This is a genomic window from Micromonospora deserti, from assembly GCF_003236335.1.
Classification (GTDB): domain Bacteria; phylum Actinomycetota; class Actinomycetes; order Mycobacteriales; family Micromonosporaceae; genus Micromonospora; species Micromonospora deserti.
Map to the genome: position 1 here is coordinate 33477 of NZ_POUB01000021.1, position 16270 is coordinate 49746.

Here is a 16270-nt window from a genome sequence, read left to right on the forward strand (position 1 = left end):
CCCGCCGTTTTCGGCAGCAAACCTCGCTGCCGGGGAAGAACCGGACGGAGGGCGACGGTGCGTGCCGGCGATCGGCGACCGGAGGGCGGTACCCGTCCGTCCGACCGAGAGCCGGCCTGGCTGTTCGAGGATCGCCACGTGGACCGAGCCCCGGGTCGGGGACGTCGCTGTGGCGCAGCGCCCGCGCCAGCACACCGCTCGTCGACCTCCCTGTCTTGGTCATCACGATGGACGCTAGTATTGTTCATCCGGTTATAAACGCTTTAGGGGAATTGTCACCTGATGCGTCGATCCGCGACGTATTGCTCGGGCGATAGTCGGCCGGAGCGCCACGGGCGCGCGAGTGGAGAGACCACCCCGCACCGCGTCCTCGGCCCCAAACGAGCACCGCCCGGGCCGCTCCACCTGGGCCGCGTCACGCCATGGCTCGTGGCATCGCCTGCCGCTGCGGTGCCGGCCTCGGCCCCGTGGCGCGGTTGCGCGGCGGTGGCCCTCGACACCGGTCGTGGCGTCAGGAGCGCCCCGGGCGGGCGCTGGGCCTCAAGCACGCCCCCCAGATCAGCGGGCAGGCCCAGCCAGGCGTCGTCCGCAGGTCAAGCGCATCGGGTGGCCCACAACCGCAGCAGCCGGCTCCGCGCGTGCAGGTCCTCATCGTCTGGGCTGGTGCGGGCGCGCGCTGCGTCGCATGCGAACCGGTGCCCGCCCCTCCGTCGGGTGGTGCCTGTGTGGCGGCCGGGCGGTGTCCTGTCGGTCTTCGCGACGGTGGGTGTGTTCGGCGTGCTGTCGAGCTGCCCGCACAGATGGGGCGGTGGGGTCGGGCGCGGCGCGGTTTGCGAGGTGTCGAGTTCGAGTCGGTGGGTGGCGGGGTTTGAGGTGTCGAGCGTGGGCGCACGGATGGGGCAGCTCGACCAGGTGTCGAGGAGGTCCTCGCTGGGTGCCCTGCTCTGCCGGTCGGAGGCTGCTGCTCGTTGGCCTGTCGAGCTGATGTCGGCAACGGATCATGCTCGACGGTCTTCCTCGCCGAGGGTCGCGGCGACGTGTCTGAGTACCCGGTAGGGGTTGGGGCGGATGGTTAGCGACCGCGTCGGGCGTACTTGGCGCGGAATTTCTCCACCCGGCCCGCGGTGTCGAGCAGCCGCTGCCGGCCGGTCCAGAAGGGGTGGCTGGCGGAGGAGATCTGGACGTCGATGACGGGGTAGGTGTTGCCGTCGGTCCATTCGATGGTCTGGTCGCTGGTGGCGGTTGAGCGGGTGAGGAAGGCGAAGTCGGCGGCGCGATCACGGTAGACGACGGGACGGTAGGTGGGGTGGATACCGGGCTTCATGCCGGAAGATCTCCTTCGGTGTCGGTGTCGGTGTCATCCGGGTCGAGGGCGGTGCGGGGGAAGCAGCCGGCGAAGGGGTCGTCGTAGGTCCGCCAGGTGTCCTCGCCGTCGGCGAGTTCGTCGTCGGTGAGCAGGCAGGCGGCGAGGGCGCGGTGCAGGTCGGTGGGGTCGAGGTCCAGGCCGATGAAGACCAGGTGCTGGTGGCGGTCGCCGTAGTAGGGGTCCCAGTCGAGGGCGGCGGCGAGACGCCGGTGGGCGGACGCGTGGTCCCAGTGGGCGTCGGGGAGGGCGGCGAGCCAGTGACCGAGTGACCCGAGGCCGAGGCCGCCGCCGGCGAAGTCCCAGGCGATGACGGTCTCGGGTTGGCTGGCCAGCCACAGGTGTCCACGGGAGCGGATCACCCCGGCGTTGACGTCCTCGAGGACGTCGTGCAGGCGGCGGGGGTGGAAGGGGCGCCGGGCGCGGAAGACGGCGGAGACGACGCCGCAGTCGGGGTGCGGTTCGTGTACGCCGACGGCGTAGCCCTCCAGGCCGCGGGCGAGGACGCCGGGGGTCTCCGGGCGGTGCCGGTGGGTGTCGCGCAGCTGGCGGGTCAGCTCGGCGGCGTCGACGACATCGCCGTCGACGCGGACCTGTGCCGCCCACGGCACCATCCGTTCCAGCAGCACCGACAGGCGGCTGGTGTCGTACGCCCCGTCGCGGGACTGCCCCCACAGGACGAGGGTGTCGGCGTACTCGATCTGGCGGACGACGACGTCGGCGAGCGCCCGGTCGTCGTTGTCGGCGGCGTGGATGCCGAGGGTCGTCAGGTCGTCGGTGCTGGCCAGGCCATCGAGAAGGTGCTCGGCGTCGACGACGGTGACGTAGGAGTCGACCTGGATCAGGTCGGTGATCGGTGCGCCGTCGACGAGGCAGTGGGCGCAGGCGGCGGCGACCGCCTCCGGTTCGACCACCTCGGGCAGCATCAACACCAGGCCCCGGTGCGGGTGGGTACGGGCCAGTCGGGCCAGGGTGGGCAGCACGTCCTCGCGCAGCGTGCAGGACGCGCAGCCGTGCGCGAGGGCGACCCGTTCGTCCTCCAGCAGGCCCTCGCCGGTGCGCACCACCCGGTGCACCGTGCCGTTGCGCACGGCGGTGAGGTCGTGCCGGACCAGCAGCAGGGCTGGGTCCGCGGCGAGCAGGGTACGGGCGACGGCGTACGTGGCGGCCGGCCAGAAGCCGCTCAGCACGGTCAGCGACGGGCGGGTGTCGGCCGCCGAGGCGCCGGCGTCGGCCGGCGCGAGTGGTGACGTCGACATCAGGGTCCTCTCGACTCTGTTGAAAACGGTTGTCATTATATAGTGAGTGTCTGATGCTGGCGTCGGTGGGGCCCTACGGCTCGGCCCCGCTGTCGTTTGCGGGTACTCCCGTGCGCGGCGTCGGTCGACGCCCGGGCTCGGTCATGCCGGGAGATCACCCCGCAAAAAGGTTGACCGATCGGCCGATGTAGAAACGAAAACGATTGTCGTTATGGTCAAGACCGTACGAAGGAGGAGCCCCCGTGTCCAGACGGTGTGACGTCACCGGCGCGAAGCCCAGCTTCGGCAACGCCGTGTCCCACTCCCACCGCCGCACCCGCCGCCGGTGGAACCCGAACCTGCAGAACCACCGCTACTGGTTGGCGTCCGAGCGGCGGTGGGTCAGCCTGACCCTCACCGCCAAGGCGCTGAAGACCGTCGACCGCAAGGGCATCGAGAAGGTCGTGGCGGAGCTGCGCGGCCGGGGGGTCAAGATCTGATGGCCCGGCAGACCGACATCCGGCCGGTGATCAAGCTGCGCAGCACCGCCGGCACCGGCTACACCTACGTCACCCGCAAGAACCGGCGCACCAACCCGGACCGGCTGGTGCTGCGCAAGTACGACCCGCTCGTGCGGCGGCACGTCGACTTCCGCGAGGAACGCTGATGGCCCGCAAGAGCCTGGGCAACCGGCAGGCCCGCCGCGAGGAGCTCGTCGCGCGGCACGCCGCCCGCCGCACCGACCTCAAGCGGACCATCGCCCACCCCGACACCGAGCCCGGCGTACGCGACGAGGCCGTCCGGCAGCTCGCCCGGCTGCCCCGGAACAGCAGCCGCGTACGGCTGCGCAGCCGGGACGTGATCGACGGCCGGCCGCGTGGCGTGCTGACCCGCTTCGGCCTGTCCCGGGTGCGGTTCCGCGAGATGGCCCTGCGCGGCGAACTCCCCGGCATCCGCAAGGCGTCCTGGTGACCCGCAGCGTGCTGCCGGTGTGACCTCCGGCCGGTTGCCGACCGGCCGGTTCTCGGGAAGCCGGGCACGCGCCGCGAGGTGCGTGCCCCGGAAGGGGAGATATGAAGGTTGCCACGAGGCCGCGCGGGATCGCGGCCCTGATCGCCGGGGCGGTGGTCGCCGCCGGCGTGGTGCTGGCACCGGCCACCGCGTCGGCGGCCGACCGGGTGGTGCTGTCCCAGGGGCACACCGATGCGGTCGACGTGCACTACGCGAACGGCGAGCTGTCGTTGAAGGTGAACGACGACACGGTTACTCCTGCGGTGTCCCGGGACCCGGCGGACGTGACCTTCCAGGTGCTGCCGCAGGCGGCGACGCCGGTGCCCGACGACCCGAGGTTCGCCTTCCTCGGGCCGGCCGGCTCGCAGGTCTGGCTGCTGCCCATGACGCAGGATCCGCAGCTGCTCTGGCCGGGTTGGAACACCACCAAGCTCGCCTCGGGGGTGTTCTCCGGCAACCAGGTGCGGCTGAGCCTGGTCGGCGTGACCGGCCCGGGCGACGTCAGTCTCTTCATGCAGGACGTGTTCGGCGGGCCGCTGGTCAAGTTCCGCGGCAACGACGGCCTGCCGGACGCGATCGACGTGCCGGTGGCCACGCACGCCCACGCCAACTGGGCGTTCACCGCGCGGGGCAGCTACACGCTGACGTTCCAGGCCGACGCCACACTCACCAACGGCACGCAGGTCAGCACCGGGCCGGTGAACTACTCGTTCATCGTCGGCGAGCTGCCGGGCACCGGTCCGGGAGTGACCCTCGCGGTCACCGGGATGGCCGACGAGTACCAGCCCGGGGACACGGTCACCCTCCACGCGACGCAGACGCCGCAGACCGAGCTGGCTCGCTACCGCTGGTTCAGCAGGTGCCCGGGCGCCGAGGAGTTCGCGGTGATCCCGGGGGAGGCGGCTGCGAGCTACTCGTTCACCGCCACCCGCGAGTTGAACGCCTGCGAATACGTCGCGAAGCTCTACGAGGACGACCACAACGTCGCCGCCGCGAGCGAACCGGTGTCGCTGTGGGTGGCGTTCCCACCGCAGGAGCCGCGAGCGTCGCAGACCATCACCGCGGCAATCGACGCGACCGCCGGGGCCTTGACGATCAGCGTCAACCCCGACGACCGCGCCGTGGTGCTGCCGCCCGCGCAGCTCACCGCCGCGGGCGACCGGTGGGAGAGCCTGGGTGAGCTGCGGCCGGTGACGGTCACCGACACCCGGGCCGACAGCCCGGGGTGGAGCGCGTCCGGGCAGATACCGCAGGACTTCACGGCTGACGGTGGGGCCAGCTTCAGCGCCGGCTTCCTCGGCTGGACGCCGCGGGTGCTCAGCCAGGGCACCGGCCAGGGCGTGGTGCCGGGACCGGAGGTGGCGCCGTACGTCGTCGGGGTCGGTGGTGGGCTGGGCGGCAGCGCGGTGCTCGGCTCGGCGCCGGCCGGGGCCGGCCGGGGCACCGCGCGGCTCGGCGCCGGGCTGCGGCTGAGCCTGCCCACGGAGACCGCCGCGGGCACCTACACCGCGACGCTCACCCTCACCGCGATCTGACCACCCGAACCCGGGGCGGGTGCGTCCGCGCCCGCCCCGGCCCGGCCGCTCCGTCCAGTCCACCCGAGGCCCCCTCCCGCGTGAAACGGATCGCCGACCGCATGCGCCTGCCCGCCGTCTTCGCCGCGGCCCTCGTCCTCGCCGCCGTCACACCAGCGCCCCGGGTCGCGGCTGCCCCGCTGGCGCCCCGACCGACCGCCGTCCCGGTGCCCGCAGGGTCCGGCGGCCCGAAAGTCGCCGTACCGGACCCCCCACCGGCCATGACCGTCGGGGTCGTGCCCTCGACCCCGACCGGGCCGAACGGACGGTCGGCCTTTGTCTACAAGCTGAACCCGGGTGCCGCCATCACCGACCACGTCGGCATCGTCAACCACTCGACGCGCCCGATCACGGTGTCGGTGTACGCCAGCGACGCCTTCACCACCGCCCAGGGCGGCTACGACCTCCTGCCCGCGGGCCGTCAGCCGGTCGACGTCGGCTCCTGGGTACGACTGCCGTCTCGGACCGTCACGGTGCCGTCGACCTCCCGCCTCGACGTGCCGTTCACCCTCACCGTGCCCGACAACGCCACGCCCGGCGACCACGCCGGCGGGATCGTCGCCTCCCTGGCCGGTACGACCACGGACGCGCAGGGCAACCAGGTCAGCGTCGACCACCGGGTCGGCTCCCGGATCCACCTGCGGGTCACCGGAGAACTGGCACCCGCCCTGGCGGTCGAGGACCTGGTCATCCGGCACGCCGGCGCGATCAACCCCCTCGCCGGCGGCACGGTCACCGCGACCTTCACCGTCCGCAACACCGGGAACGTCCGGTTGACCGCCGGTCCGTCCCTGCGGGTGGCCGGCCCGTTCGGCGTGGCCGCCCGCACCGCCGGGGCCGCGCCGTTGCCGGAGATCCTGCCCGGCGGGTCGCTACGCACCACGGTGCGGATGACGGGTGTGCCGCCGCTGGTCCGGCTGAGCGCCACCGCCGCCGCGCAGCCCCGGCCGGTGGGAGACCAGGTGCTCGACCCGCCGCCACCGACCGCCACCGCCGACGCCGGCCTCTGGGCCCTGCCCTGGCCGCAACTGCTGCTCGCACTCGCGCTCGGACTGGGGGGATGGACGGTGACCCTCATCCGCCGGCGCCGGCGGACGCATTTCGCGCTCGCGCTCGACCAGGCCCGCGCGCAGGGACGCGCCGAGGCCGCCCGCGAGTCACAGCCGGCCACATCGGTGCGCCGCGCCGCCGGCCCGGCGGTCGGTGACACCCCGCCTGACCGAGACATGGGGAAGGACGACCAATGAGACGAAACCGCCGGGCCTGCGGTCTCGCGCTGGCCCTGACCGTCGCCGCGGCCGGCTGTGCGCCGGGCCGACCGGGTGACGACGGGCGGGTGACGGTGGCGGTCAGCACGGAGATCCTGGCCGACCTGGCGCGCAACGTCGGCGGTGACCGCGTCGCGGTGGAAACCGTGGTGCCGGCCGGGGGTGATCCGCACTCCTACGAACCCACCCCTGCCGACGCGGCGAAGGTCGCGCGCGCCGACGCCGCCTTCACCAACCACCTGTTGCTCGAAGAGCATGCGCTGATCAAGCTCTTCGACAACAACGTCCCCGACGGGGCGCCCAACATCTCCCTCGCGGAGAGCGCCGAACAGTACGGCGCCACGCTGATCCCGCTGGTGGAGGACGTCGGTCTCGACGTGCTCTGGCTCGGTCTGGCGGTCCGGGGCAAGGGCCCCAGCCGCAGCGCCGACATCCGGCTGTCGGCGACGAAGATGACGGGCCCGGGGGAGTTCGCGCTCTACCTCACGGACGCGCTCGGTCAGCCGCAGGTCTACATCGACTCGACCGACGGACTGGACGCGCGCGATGTCGCGGTGTTGCCGCCGGACGCACACACCCACCTCAACTGGGCGTTCAGCCAGCCTGGGGAGTACCGGCTGACCCTGTCCGCGCAGGTCGACGCCGGCGACGGCAGCCCGGCCCGGCAACTCGGGTCCGGCACGTTCGCCTTCGCCGTCGGGGTGGCACCGCAGACCCTGCTGCGCGACGGCAGGACCCGACTGCTGGATGCCGGGCACGCCGACCTCGCCGTCGACCTGGACACCGCGCAGGTGTTCGCCCGCACCGACGAGCAGGGCGACATCCCCGCCGACCAGGTCGTCATCGACGTGCCGAACCGGGCGATCGAGGAAGTGCCCGACGACGAACGGTTCGCCTTCGTCGGCACGCCGGGCAGCAGGGTGTGGCAGCTGCCGCAGGCGGTGCTGGGCAAGCACGTCCACGGCGAGATCGATCCGCACCTGTGGCAGGACGTCCGCAACGCCAAGGCCTACGTCCAGGTCATCGCCGACACCCTCGCCGAGGTCGACCCGGACGGTCGCGACACCTACCAGGCCAACCGGGACCGCTATCTGCGCGAGCTGAGCGAGCTGCACGACTACGTGAGGGCCCAGCTCGCGAAGCTCCCGCCAGACCGCCGGCAGCTCATCACCACCCACGACGCGTTCGGTTACCTCGCCAAGGCGTACGGGATGACCATCGCCGGTTTCGTCGTGCCGAACCCGGCGCAGGAGCCGAGCGCCGCGCAGGTGACGAAGCTGTCCGAGACGGTCCGCAACCTGCAGGTGCCGGCGGTGTTCATCGAGCCGAACCTCGCCGCCCGCGCCAGCGTGCTGCGCCGGGTCGCCACCGACCAGGGGGTGGACATCTGCCTGGTCTACGGCGACGCCTTCGACGCCAACGCCAAGACCTACGTCGCCATGATGCGGCACAACGCCGACGAACTCCTGCGCTGTCTGGGAAGGACACGATGAAGATCAGAGGTATCCGTGCCGGTGCCGCCGGCCTCGCACTCGGCGTCCTCACGCTGCTGACGGGCCCCACCCCGGCCACCGCCGCTGCGGCCGGCGTCCGGGCGGCAGGCGCCGATCTCGTCTCGGTCTCCCTCCACGACGGCGTGCTCGCCCTGCGGATCCGTGACGCGGTACAGGCCAACCTCGGTCTCCCCGGGCATGACCCCGAGGACGTGGTCGTCGACGCGGGCGGTGGGTCCGCCGGCCGGGTTCCCGGCGGGAAGGCGTTCGCCTTCCTCGGTGAGCCGGGCCACCCCGTCTGGTCGTTGACCGGCGGAGACGCGGGCTTCCCCGGGTTGGATGCGACGGGCGTACGACCCGGAGCGACGGCCGGTGACGCGGTGGACGTGTCGCTGCGCTCGGTCGACGGGCCCGGCCGGTTCACCGCGTACACCCTCTCCCCGCTGGGCGTGCCAACCCTGCTGTTCGGCAGCGGTCGGGGCGCGCCCCGCGCCCTGCGCCTGCCCGCCGCCGTGCGGACCGGCCCCACGGTGTGGATGTTCGACGCCCCGGGGGAGCACCACGTCACGCTCGCCGCCTCGGTGGTCCTGCCGTCCGGGAAGACCCTGTCGACGGAGAGGACCTACCGGGTCCGGGTCCCGGCGATCGATCCGTCTCCCGCCGCACCGCTGCCCGCGCCGGCGGTCGCCGCGACCGGCCCACCGGCGCCGACCGAGTTGCGCGTACCCGTGCCGCAGCCCCGGCCGGCAGCGGCACCCCAGGTGCTGGCGGCGCCCGCGGCGCCCGCCAACGCCGTCCCGGCCGCAGCCCGCACCGGCGAGCGGAAGGTCATCTCCGACGGGCACCTGGACATGGGTCCGCAGCTGACCGGTGACACCTTCACCATCCGGATCAAGGACGACACGGTCAGCCCCGCGGTGTGGCGGGAAACCTCGGACGTGGTGCTCCAGGTCAAGGACAACGCCAAGATCACCGTGCCGGCCGGGGCGGACTTCCTCGGCGCGCAGGGCGACACGGTCTGGCTGCTGCCGCAGTCCCAGCAGGCCGGCATCATCTGGCCGGGCTGGAACACCCAGCACGAATCCGTCGTCTCCGGCACCAGGGGAAGCGTCACCTGGACGTTGAGGAAAGTGACCGGCCCGGGGCGGTTCGCGCTGTTCCTGACCGGCTCGTTCGGCAAGCCCGACATGCTCTTCGACTCCGCCAGGGCGTTCCCGCAGCAGCTGAGCATCCCACCGAACACCCACGCGCACGGCAACTGGGCGTTCAGCAAGCCCGGCCTGTACCGCCTGGCCGTACAGATGAGCGGCACCACCACCGCCGGCGCGGCGGTCAGCGACACGAAGACTCTCACCATCGCCGTCGGTGACGGCACCGACCCGGGCAGCGGCTTCGGTGGTGGCTCCATCGACTCCGGCGGCGCCGGAGACGGGGGTGGCGCCGGTCCGCTGCCCCGTACCGGCGCGGGGTGGGTCCTGTCGGCGGTCGGTGTCGGCGGGGTCCTCGTCGCGGCCGGCGCGCTGCTGGTGGTCGTCACCCGGCGTCGGCGTGCCGCCGCCGGCGCGAGCGGAACGGACGTGTCATGAGCCCGGTGTTGCGGGTCGAGTCGCTCACCGTCCGGCTCGGGGAGCGGCTCGCGGTCGACGCCGTGGACCTGGCCGTCGCGGCGGGCGAGCTGGTCGGACTGATCGGCCCGAACGGCGCGGGAAAGACCACGTTGTTGCGTGCGGTGCTGGGGCTCACCCCGGCGGAGTCGGGGCGGGTACTCGTCGGTGACGAGCCGGCCGCGCGGGTCCGGCACCTGATCGGGTACGTCCCGCAGCGCCACGAGTTCGCCTGGGACTTCCCGGTCGACGTGGCCGGTGCGGTGTTGACTGGCCGCACCCGGTCGATCGGCTGGCTGCGCCGAGCCGGTGCCGTCGATCGTGCGGCCGTCGACGAGGCGCTGGAGCGGGTCGGCCTCACCGCGTTGCGGGGACGACCGATCGGGCAGCTCTCTGGCGGGCAGCGCCAGCGGGTGCTCGTCGCCCGGGCGCTGGCGCTGCGCCCGGCGGTGCTGCTGCTCGACGAGCCGTTCACCGGCGTGGACGTGCCGACGCAGGAGCTGCTCACCGAGCTGCTCGCCCGGCTCGCAGCCGACGGCGCGGCGCTGCTGATGACCACCCACGACCTGCCCGCGGCGGCCGGCGCCTGTACCCGGCTCTGTCTGCTCAACCAGCGGGTGGTCGCGGAGGGCCCGCCGGGCGAGTTGCGCGAGCCGGCCGTGTGGCTGCGGGCCTTCGGCGTGACCTCGTCGGAGCAGCTGCTGACCACGCTCGGGATCACGTCATGATCGACGTCATCACCGAGCCGTGGCAGCACGTCTTCATGCAGCGCGCTTTCGCCGTCGCCGTGCTGTCCAGCGTCGTCTGCGCGGTGGTCGGCACCTTCGTGGTGCTGCGCGGGATGGCCTTCATCGGGGACGCCGTCGCGCACGCCGTCTTCCCCGGGGTGGCGGTCGGCTACGTGCTCGGCGCCAACCTCGCCCTCGGCGGGGCGGTGGCGGGTGTGGTCACCGCGCTGACCATCGCGGCGGTGGCGCAAAACCGACGGCTGAAGGAGGACGCCGTCATCGGCGTCTTCTTCGCCTTCGCGTTCGGCCTCGGCATCGTCCTGGTCAGCACGCAGGGCAGCTACACTGGCGATCTCGCCTCGTTCCTGTTCGGGCAGATCCTCGGCCTCTCCGACGGTGACGTCATCACCGTCGCCGTCGTCGGCGCATTGTTGATCTCGGTGACCCTGCTGCTGCGCAAGGAACTGGTCACGGTCACCCTGGACCGGGAGACCGCGGCCGCGTCCGGGCTTCCGGTCTTCTGGCTGGACACCGCCCTCTACGTGATGGTCACGCTGGCCATCGTCATCTCGTTGCAGGCGGTGGGCAACATCCTCGTCCTCGCCCTGCTGATCACCCCGGCCGCCGCGGCGCGGATGCTCACCGACCGGCTCGGCGTGATGATGCTGCTGGCCGCCGGCATCGGTGCGGCCTGCGCCGTCACCGGCCTCTACGTCTCCTACTACTACAACCTCGCCTCAGGCGGCCTGATCGTGCTCGCCCTGACCGCCGTCTTCGCTGTCTGCTGGATCGCCGCACCCCGCTACGGCCTGCTCGGACGGTGGCGTCGACGGCGGCAGAGCGGTGCGGCGACTGTTCCCGCCTGAGCCCGACGTCGGCGGATGAGCGCCCGCGTCCGATCCCGCACCCGGGATCGGACGCGGGCGCTCATCCGTTCGGCCCTTTCTCCGACCTAACTAAAACGACTACCATTTTCAGTACCGGGTCCACTGGGGATCCGGGAAAGGAGTTCCACGTGCGAAATTCCTTCCGCCTGCTGCTCGCCTCGGGCGCCGTCGCCACCGCGCTGGTCGCGTCCGCGCTGCCGGCGCAGGCCACGACCACCTCGCTCGTCGTGTTCAGCACCGGACACGTCGATCTCGCCGACGTCGCGTACGAGGGCGGCGAGCTGGAGATCGGTGTCCACGACGAGGACAACGACGTCGAGTACGCCACCGACGAGGTCAAGATCGTCGTGAAGCGCCAGGCCAAGGTCACGGTGCCGAACGACCCCGCGTTCGGCTTCCTCGGAACGCCCGGCGTGTCGAAGGTGTGGATCCTGCCCGAGATCCAGAACACCGACCTCGTCTGGCCCGGCATCGCCGCCGAGGAGGTCGGGGCCGGGGTCTTCGCCAACGACCAGCTGACGCTCAACCTGCAGTCGGTCGTCGGTCCGGGCCAACTGGCCATCTACACCGAGAACGCGGTGGGCCAGCCGGTCGTCCTCGCCGACAGCGGCGATGGCGTCCCCGACGCCCTCACCCTCACTGTCGGCGACCACGCCCACGCCAACTGGGCCTTCGACAACGCCGGCACCTACTGCGTCACCTTCCGGGCCACGGGTACCCTCGCCGACGGCCAGCAGGTGACCTCCGACCCGGCCACCCTCCGCATCGTGGTCAAGGCGTGACCGCCATGCGTACGCCGCGTCGCGTCCTCGCCGGCCTCACCCTGACCGTCGCACTGCTCGCGGGGGCCGTCAGCCCCGCTCAGGCGGCGACGGTCACCCTCTCCAGCGGGCATGTCGACGTCATCGACGTCGATTACGCCGCCGGTGCGCTCACCGTCAACGTCATGGACTACACCGGCACCACCGACGTCGAACGCAACCCGGCCGACGTCCTGTTCCAGGTGCCCGCCGCCGCGAAGACCGCGGTGCCCTCCGGGTCGGCCTGGTCTTTCCTCGGCACCGGCGGCCAGGCGTGGATCCTGCCCCAGTCGAACACCAGCGGGCTGCTCTGGGCCGGATGGAACACCCTCGAGGTGCCCAGCGGGATCTTCCAGAACAACCGCGTCACGTTCAAGCTGACCAGCGTCACCGGGCCTGCCGGGTTCAGTGTCTACACCGTTTCCGGCGGCACGCCGACGGTGCTGTTGGACAGCGGCAACGGGCTGCCCGACAGCCTCACCGTGAACCGCAACATCCACGCCCACGCCAACTGGGGCTTCGACGCCGCCGGTACCTACTCGGTCACCTTCGAGGTGACCGGGACGCTCGCCGCCAACGGCAGCACCATCACCTCCGGCGCGAAGACCTTCACGTTCGAGGTCCTCGCCTGATCCAGCTATAACGAAACCCATTACCATGTGCGGTTCCGCCGAGGTAGGGGGTGCCTCCGGGCGGCGGATCCGGCCGGCGCGGCGCTCACACCCACCGAACGCCGCGCCGGCCGGCCGCCAGGCCGTACACGGGGCCCCAAGGGTCACCGGGCTCGGCGGCCGATCGGCGTACCGCGACGAGTGGTGCGCACCCTGGTCGCTCGTGGTCAGGCGAGCGACGACCGTTGCGTTGTGACGAGTGGCGGGCCGGCCGCCCGGCGCGCCGGCACGCGGCGCCGCCGCGGTCGCTCGGCATCTCGCGCCCGAGCGTCGGCGGGGCGGGGCAGGCGTCGAGAAAAGCGGCTGGCCGTGCCATGCGGGTCCGGATCGGACGCGCCATTGACGTCGTCACGGTGACGTGATGTGCTCACCACGCAACGCTAACGACAACCGTGATCGTTAACGTGCGTAAGGAGGAGCATGTCTCTCACCGTGCCGCCGAGCCTGCTGCGGGCCGCAGAGTCAGGGACCGTGGACGACGAGGCTTTCGTGGCCTGCGTGCGCGACTCGTTGCCGTACGCCTGGCAGACCGTCAGCCGGGTGGCGGCGGAACTGGAGTCGTCCGAGGCCGAGTTCGCCGACAACGTCGTCCCTCCGCCGACCGAGGCGGAGCGGGGTCAGCTGCTGCGTGCCCTGGCCAGCGACGCGATCCGGTCCAGCCTGGAACGCCACTTCGGGGTCAAGCTGGCCTTCCAGAACTGCCACCGGGTCGCGGCGTTCCGCCTGTCCGCCGTCGACTCCGACACCTACCGCCGCTTCGTCTCCGTCCGTGGCCAACTGCTCAACCAGTCGCCCGAGCTGCGTGACTGCTGATCCGGCCGCCGCCCGGCGGGCAGGACGGGACGTACGCGCGCACCTGTTCCTGCTCGCCGGGAACCGCCCCGGTGCCATCCACGCCGACACCCTCGCCGACGCCCACGACTACGGCCGCGCGGCGGAGGCTGCCGGATACGCCGGCGTCTGGATCGCCGAGCATCATTTCATTTCCTACGGGGTGTGTCCCTCGGCGATCACCTTCGCCGCGCACCTGCTCGGCGCTACCCAGGCCATCGAGGTCGGCACCGCGGCGTGCATCCTGTCGGACCGCCATCCGGTCGCCCTCGGCGAGGAGGCGGTGCTCCTCGACGAGCTGTCCGGCGGCCGGTTCCGGCTGGGCGTAGGCCGGGGTGGCCCGTGGGTCGACCTGGAAGTCTTCGGCACCGGCCTGGATCGCTTCCAGAACGGCTTCGGCGACTCCCTGGACGTTCTGGCGCGGTGGCTCTCCGGGGAGCCGGCCGTGGCCGGCAACCGCCGCTTCCCGTTCCGGCCGGTGCCGGTGGTGCCACGCCCCCGCCGTCGGATGCCCGTCTGGGTCGCCGCGACCTCGCCGGGCACGGTGGAGCTCGCCGCGCGGCACGGCATGCCACTGCTGCTCGGCCTACATGCCGACCTGGCGGAGAAGGCGAGCCTGCTCGACCGCTACGCACGGGTGGCCGCCGCCCACGGCCACGCCCCGGACAGCGTCGCCCACGCCAGCGCGCACCTGGCCCACGTCGAGGACGGCGACGAGAAGGCGGCGCGGGCCGTGCGTGCCGGACTTCCCGCGTTGCTGGCCGGCACCCGGGAGTACGTCCGCCTGGACGGCACCCCGGCCGGACGGCGGGACCTGGTTGCCTATGTGGACCGCCTGATCGACATCCACCCGGTTGGCTCGCCCCGCCGCTGCCGGGATGCGATCGACCGGGCCGCCGCCCTGCCGGGCGTGCGGCACCTGCTGCTCATGGTGGAGGCGGCCGGCGGCCGCGACCGCACCCTGGACACGATCCACCGCGTGGCCACGGACGTGCTCGACCTACCCGCCAGGGGATCCCGGTACGAGCACGCCACGCCGAGGGGGTGACCCGCGCGGTGTTTCCCTGCCGCTGGCGGCTCCCATTCACCGCGCCGTTCATCCGACCCCTTTCGGCGAGTTCGCTCCGGCCGGCGGACCGACCGGCTACAGTGGCGCTCGTGGAAACGGTTACCGTTAGCATTCTTCGGGAGCGGCAGCGATGAAGGTCGCGTTCGTCGGCAAGGGCGGCAGCGGGAAGACCACCCTCGCCGCCCTGTACGCCCGCCACCTCGCCGGTGAGGGCCGGCCGGTGCTGGCCATCGACGCCGACATCAACCAACACCTCGCCGTGGCCCTCGGCGGGCCGGCGCACGCGACGACGGCGATGACGCCGTTGGGTGAGCACCTGCCCGCGATCAAGGAATACCTGCGTGGCGACAACCGCCGGATCGGCTCTGCCAGCGAGATGGTGAAGACCACCCCGCCGGGGGCCGGGTCGCGGCTGCTGCGGGTCGTCGAGGACAACCCGGTCTACGCGGCCTGTGTCGGCACGGTCGGCGGGGTGCGGATGGCCATGACCGGCGAGTTCACCGCCGAGGACCTCGGTGTGGCCTGCTACCACTCCAAGGTCGGCGCCGTCGAGTTGTTGCTCAACCACATGCTCGACGGGCCCGGCGAGTACGTGGTGGTGGACATGACCGCCGGGGCCGACTCGTTCGCCTCCGGGTTGTTCACCCGCTTCGACCGCACCTTCCTGGTCTGCGAGCCGACCGTGCGCAGCGTCGGGGTCTACCGCCAGTACGCCGGCTACGCCCGCGACTACAACGTGGCCCTGTCGGTGATCGGCAACAAGGTCGAGGACGCGGCGGACGTGGATTTCCTGCGTGAGCACGTGGGCGCGGACCTGTTGACCTGGGTGAGCCGCTCGGCGTACGTGCGCCGGGCGGAGCGTGGCACGGTCGGGCCACTGGCGGAACTGGAAGCGGCCAATCGCGCGGTGCTGGGCCAACTGACCGACACCGTCGACGGCACTGGGCAGGACTGGGCGGCCTTCACCCGGTGGGCGCACGAGTTCCACCGGCGCAACGCCGCGGCGTGGGCCAACGACCGCGCCGGACGTGACCTCACCGCGCAGATCGATCCCGACTTCCGGATGGGCCCGCAGGCGGTCAGCGTCCCGACGGCCGTGACCGCCTGAGCGGTACGCGGTGACGGGTCCCCGGTGGCGTGTTCCGGGTCGGGACCGGGCGCCCGCGGGCCGGCTGCGCGCTCCACCATCCCTCAATAGTAAGGATTATGAACAGTAAGTGTTACAGTCACTCTCGTCGATGTGCGAACCCGCGTCGACCCTGGCATCCACAGGAGGGAGTGACACATGTCGAGACTGCGCGCCATAGTCGCGCTCGCGGCACTGACGATCGCGGGCGGACTGGTGGCGATCATCCCGTCGACGGCGGCGTCGGCTGCGGCCTGCGCGACACCGTGGCAGTCCTCGGCCGTCTACACGGGAGGCATGCAGGTCTCCCACAGCGGCCGCAACTACCAGGCGAAGTGGTGGACCCAGAACGAGACCCCACCGGGTACCTCCGGCGTCTGGCAGGACCTCGGCGCCTGCGGAGGCACCAGCCCTTCGCCGCCCCCCGGCGGAACCTGCACCTACCAGAACTGGGTCGCGGGCACCTGGTACGTCACCGGGACCATCGTGCGGTACACCAACGGCCTGTACTACATCGCCGAGCACGACAACCCCGGCTACGACCCGACCATCAGCACCTGGTACTGGGACCCCTACACCTGCGGCAACCCGCCCCCCACCAGCAGCC

At 72.1% G+C, this 16270-nt stretch carries 17 protein-coding genes; 15 read left to right on the forward strand and 2 right to left on the reverse strand.

The features are described from left to right. Positions 1–1072 precede the first annotated feature (1072 nt). Both C1I99_RS05780 and C1I99_RS05785 read right to left on the reverse strand, forming a co-directional pair. Complete coding sequence (locus C1I99_RS05780; RefSeq protein ID WP_111133157.1) at positions 1073–1324, reverse strand: type B 50S ribosomal protein L31; 252 nt, start codon at positions 1322–1324, stop codon at positions 1073–1075. Next, positions 1321–2625, reverse strand: coding sequence for a CobW family GTP-binding protein (locus C1I99_RS05785; protein WP_199561997.1), 1305 nt, complete (start codon positions 2623–2625; stop codon positions 1321–1323). Before C1I99_RS05785 ends, C1I99_RS05780 begins: the two co-directional genes overlap by 4 nt. Before the next feature lie 239 nt (positions 2626–2864). On the opposite strand from C1I99_RS05785, the gene rpmB reads away from it, so the two are divergent. The 15 genes from rpmB to C1I99_RS05860 form a co-directional block, all read left to right on the forward strand. Next, positions 2865–3101, forward strand: coding sequence for a 50S ribosomal protein L28 (rpmB, locus tag C1I99_RS05790; protein WP_111133161.1), 237 nt, complete (start codon positions 2865–2867; stop codon positions 3099–3101). Further along, the gene (gene rpmG, locus C1I99_RS05795; protein WP_111133163.1) at positions 3101–3268 is read left to right on the forward strand and encodes a 50S ribosomal protein L33; all 168 of its coding nucleotides are present in this window, start codon (positions 3101–3103) and stop codon (positions 3266–3268) included. The genes rpmB and rpmG overlap by 1 nt, the downstream gene beginning before the upstream one ends. Beyond that, positions 3268–3573 (forward strand): 30S ribosomal protein S14, encoded by a 306-nt coding sequence (gene rpsN / locus C1I99_RS05800; RefSeq protein ID WP_111133165.1) that lies wholly within the window; start codon positions 3268–3270, stop codon positions 3571–3573. Before rpmG ends, rpsN begins: the two co-directional genes overlap by 1 nt. Positions 3574–3674: 101 nt before the next feature. Continuing rightward, the gene (locus C1I99_RS05805; protein ID WP_111133166.1) at positions 3675–5147 is read left to right on the forward strand and encodes a choice-of-anchor M domain-containing protein; all 1473 of its coding nucleotides are present in this window, start codon (positions 3675–3677) and stop codon (positions 5145–5147) included. 101 nt (positions 5148–5248) lie between these two features. Further along, positions 5249–6433, forward strand: coding sequence for a WxL protein peptidoglycan domain-containing protein (locus C1I99_RS05810; protein ID WP_111133180.1), 1185 nt, complete (start codon positions 5249–5251; stop codon positions 6431–6433). Beyond that, a complete protein-coding gene (locus C1I99_RS05815; protein ID WP_111133167.1) occupies positions 6430–7947 on the forward strand; it encodes an anchored repeat ABC transporter, substrate-binding protein in 1518 nt (505 codons plus the stop codon). Before C1I99_RS05810 ends, C1I99_RS05815 begins: the two co-directional genes overlap by 4 nt. Further along, positions 7944–9533, forward strand: coding sequence for a TIGR03773 family transporter-associated surface protein (locus tag C1I99_RS05820; protein ID WP_111133168.1), 1590 nt, complete (start codon positions 7944–7946; stop codon positions 9531–9533). Before C1I99_RS05815 ends, C1I99_RS05820 begins: the two co-directional genes overlap by 4 nt. Beyond that, positions 9530–10279, forward strand: a complete 750-nt coding sequence (locus tag C1I99_RS05825) for an anchored repeat-type ABC transporter ATP-binding subunit (RefSeq protein ID WP_111133169.1) — start codon at positions 9530–9532, stop codon at positions 10277–10279. The genes C1I99_RS05820 and C1I99_RS05825 overlap by 4 nt, the downstream gene beginning before the upstream one ends. Then, positions 10276–11145, forward strand: coding sequence for an anchored repeat-type ABC transporter permease subunit (locus C1I99_RS05830; protein WP_111133170.1), 870 nt, complete (start codon positions 10276–10278; stop codon positions 11143–11145). Before C1I99_RS05825 ends, C1I99_RS05830 begins: the two co-directional genes overlap by 4 nt. 149 nt (positions 11146–11294) lie before the next feature. Continuing rightward, positions 11295–11948, forward strand: a complete 654-nt coding sequence (locus C1I99_RS05835; RefSeq protein WP_111133171.1) for a choice-of-anchor M domain-containing protein — start codon at positions 11295–11297, stop codon at positions 11946–11948. A gap of 5 nt (positions 11949–11953) precedes the next feature. Then, the gene (locus tag C1I99_RS05840) at positions 11954–12598 is read left to right on the forward strand and encodes a choice-of-anchor M domain-containing protein (protein WP_111133181.1); all 645 of its coding nucleotides are present in this window, start codon (positions 11954–11956) and stop codon (positions 12596–12598) included. Positions 12599–13057: 459 nt separating this feature from the next. Continuing rightward, complete coding sequence (locus C1I99_RS05845; RefSeq protein WP_111133172.1) at positions 13058–13450, forward strand: SCO5389 family protein; 393 nt, start codon at positions 13058–13060, stop codon at positions 13448–13450. Beyond that, a complete protein-coding gene (locus C1I99_RS05850) occupies positions 13440–14516 on the forward strand; it encodes an LLM class flavin-dependent oxidoreductase (protein WP_111133173.1) in 1077 nt (358 codons plus the stop codon). Before C1I99_RS05845 ends, C1I99_RS05850 begins: the two co-directional genes overlap by 11 nt. A 151-nt stretch (positions 14517–14667) precedes the next feature. Next, the gene (locus tag C1I99_RS05855) at positions 14668–15645 is read left to right on the forward strand and encodes an ATP-binding protein (protein ID WP_111133174.1); all 978 of its coding nucleotides are present in this window, start codon (positions 14668–14670) and stop codon (positions 15643–15645) included. A gap of 177 nt (positions 15646–15822) precedes the next feature. Then, positions 15823–16270 (forward strand): carbohydrate-binding protein (locus C1I99_RS05860; RefSeq protein WP_233512355.1); only part of this gene is annotated, 448 nt, incomplete at its 3' end.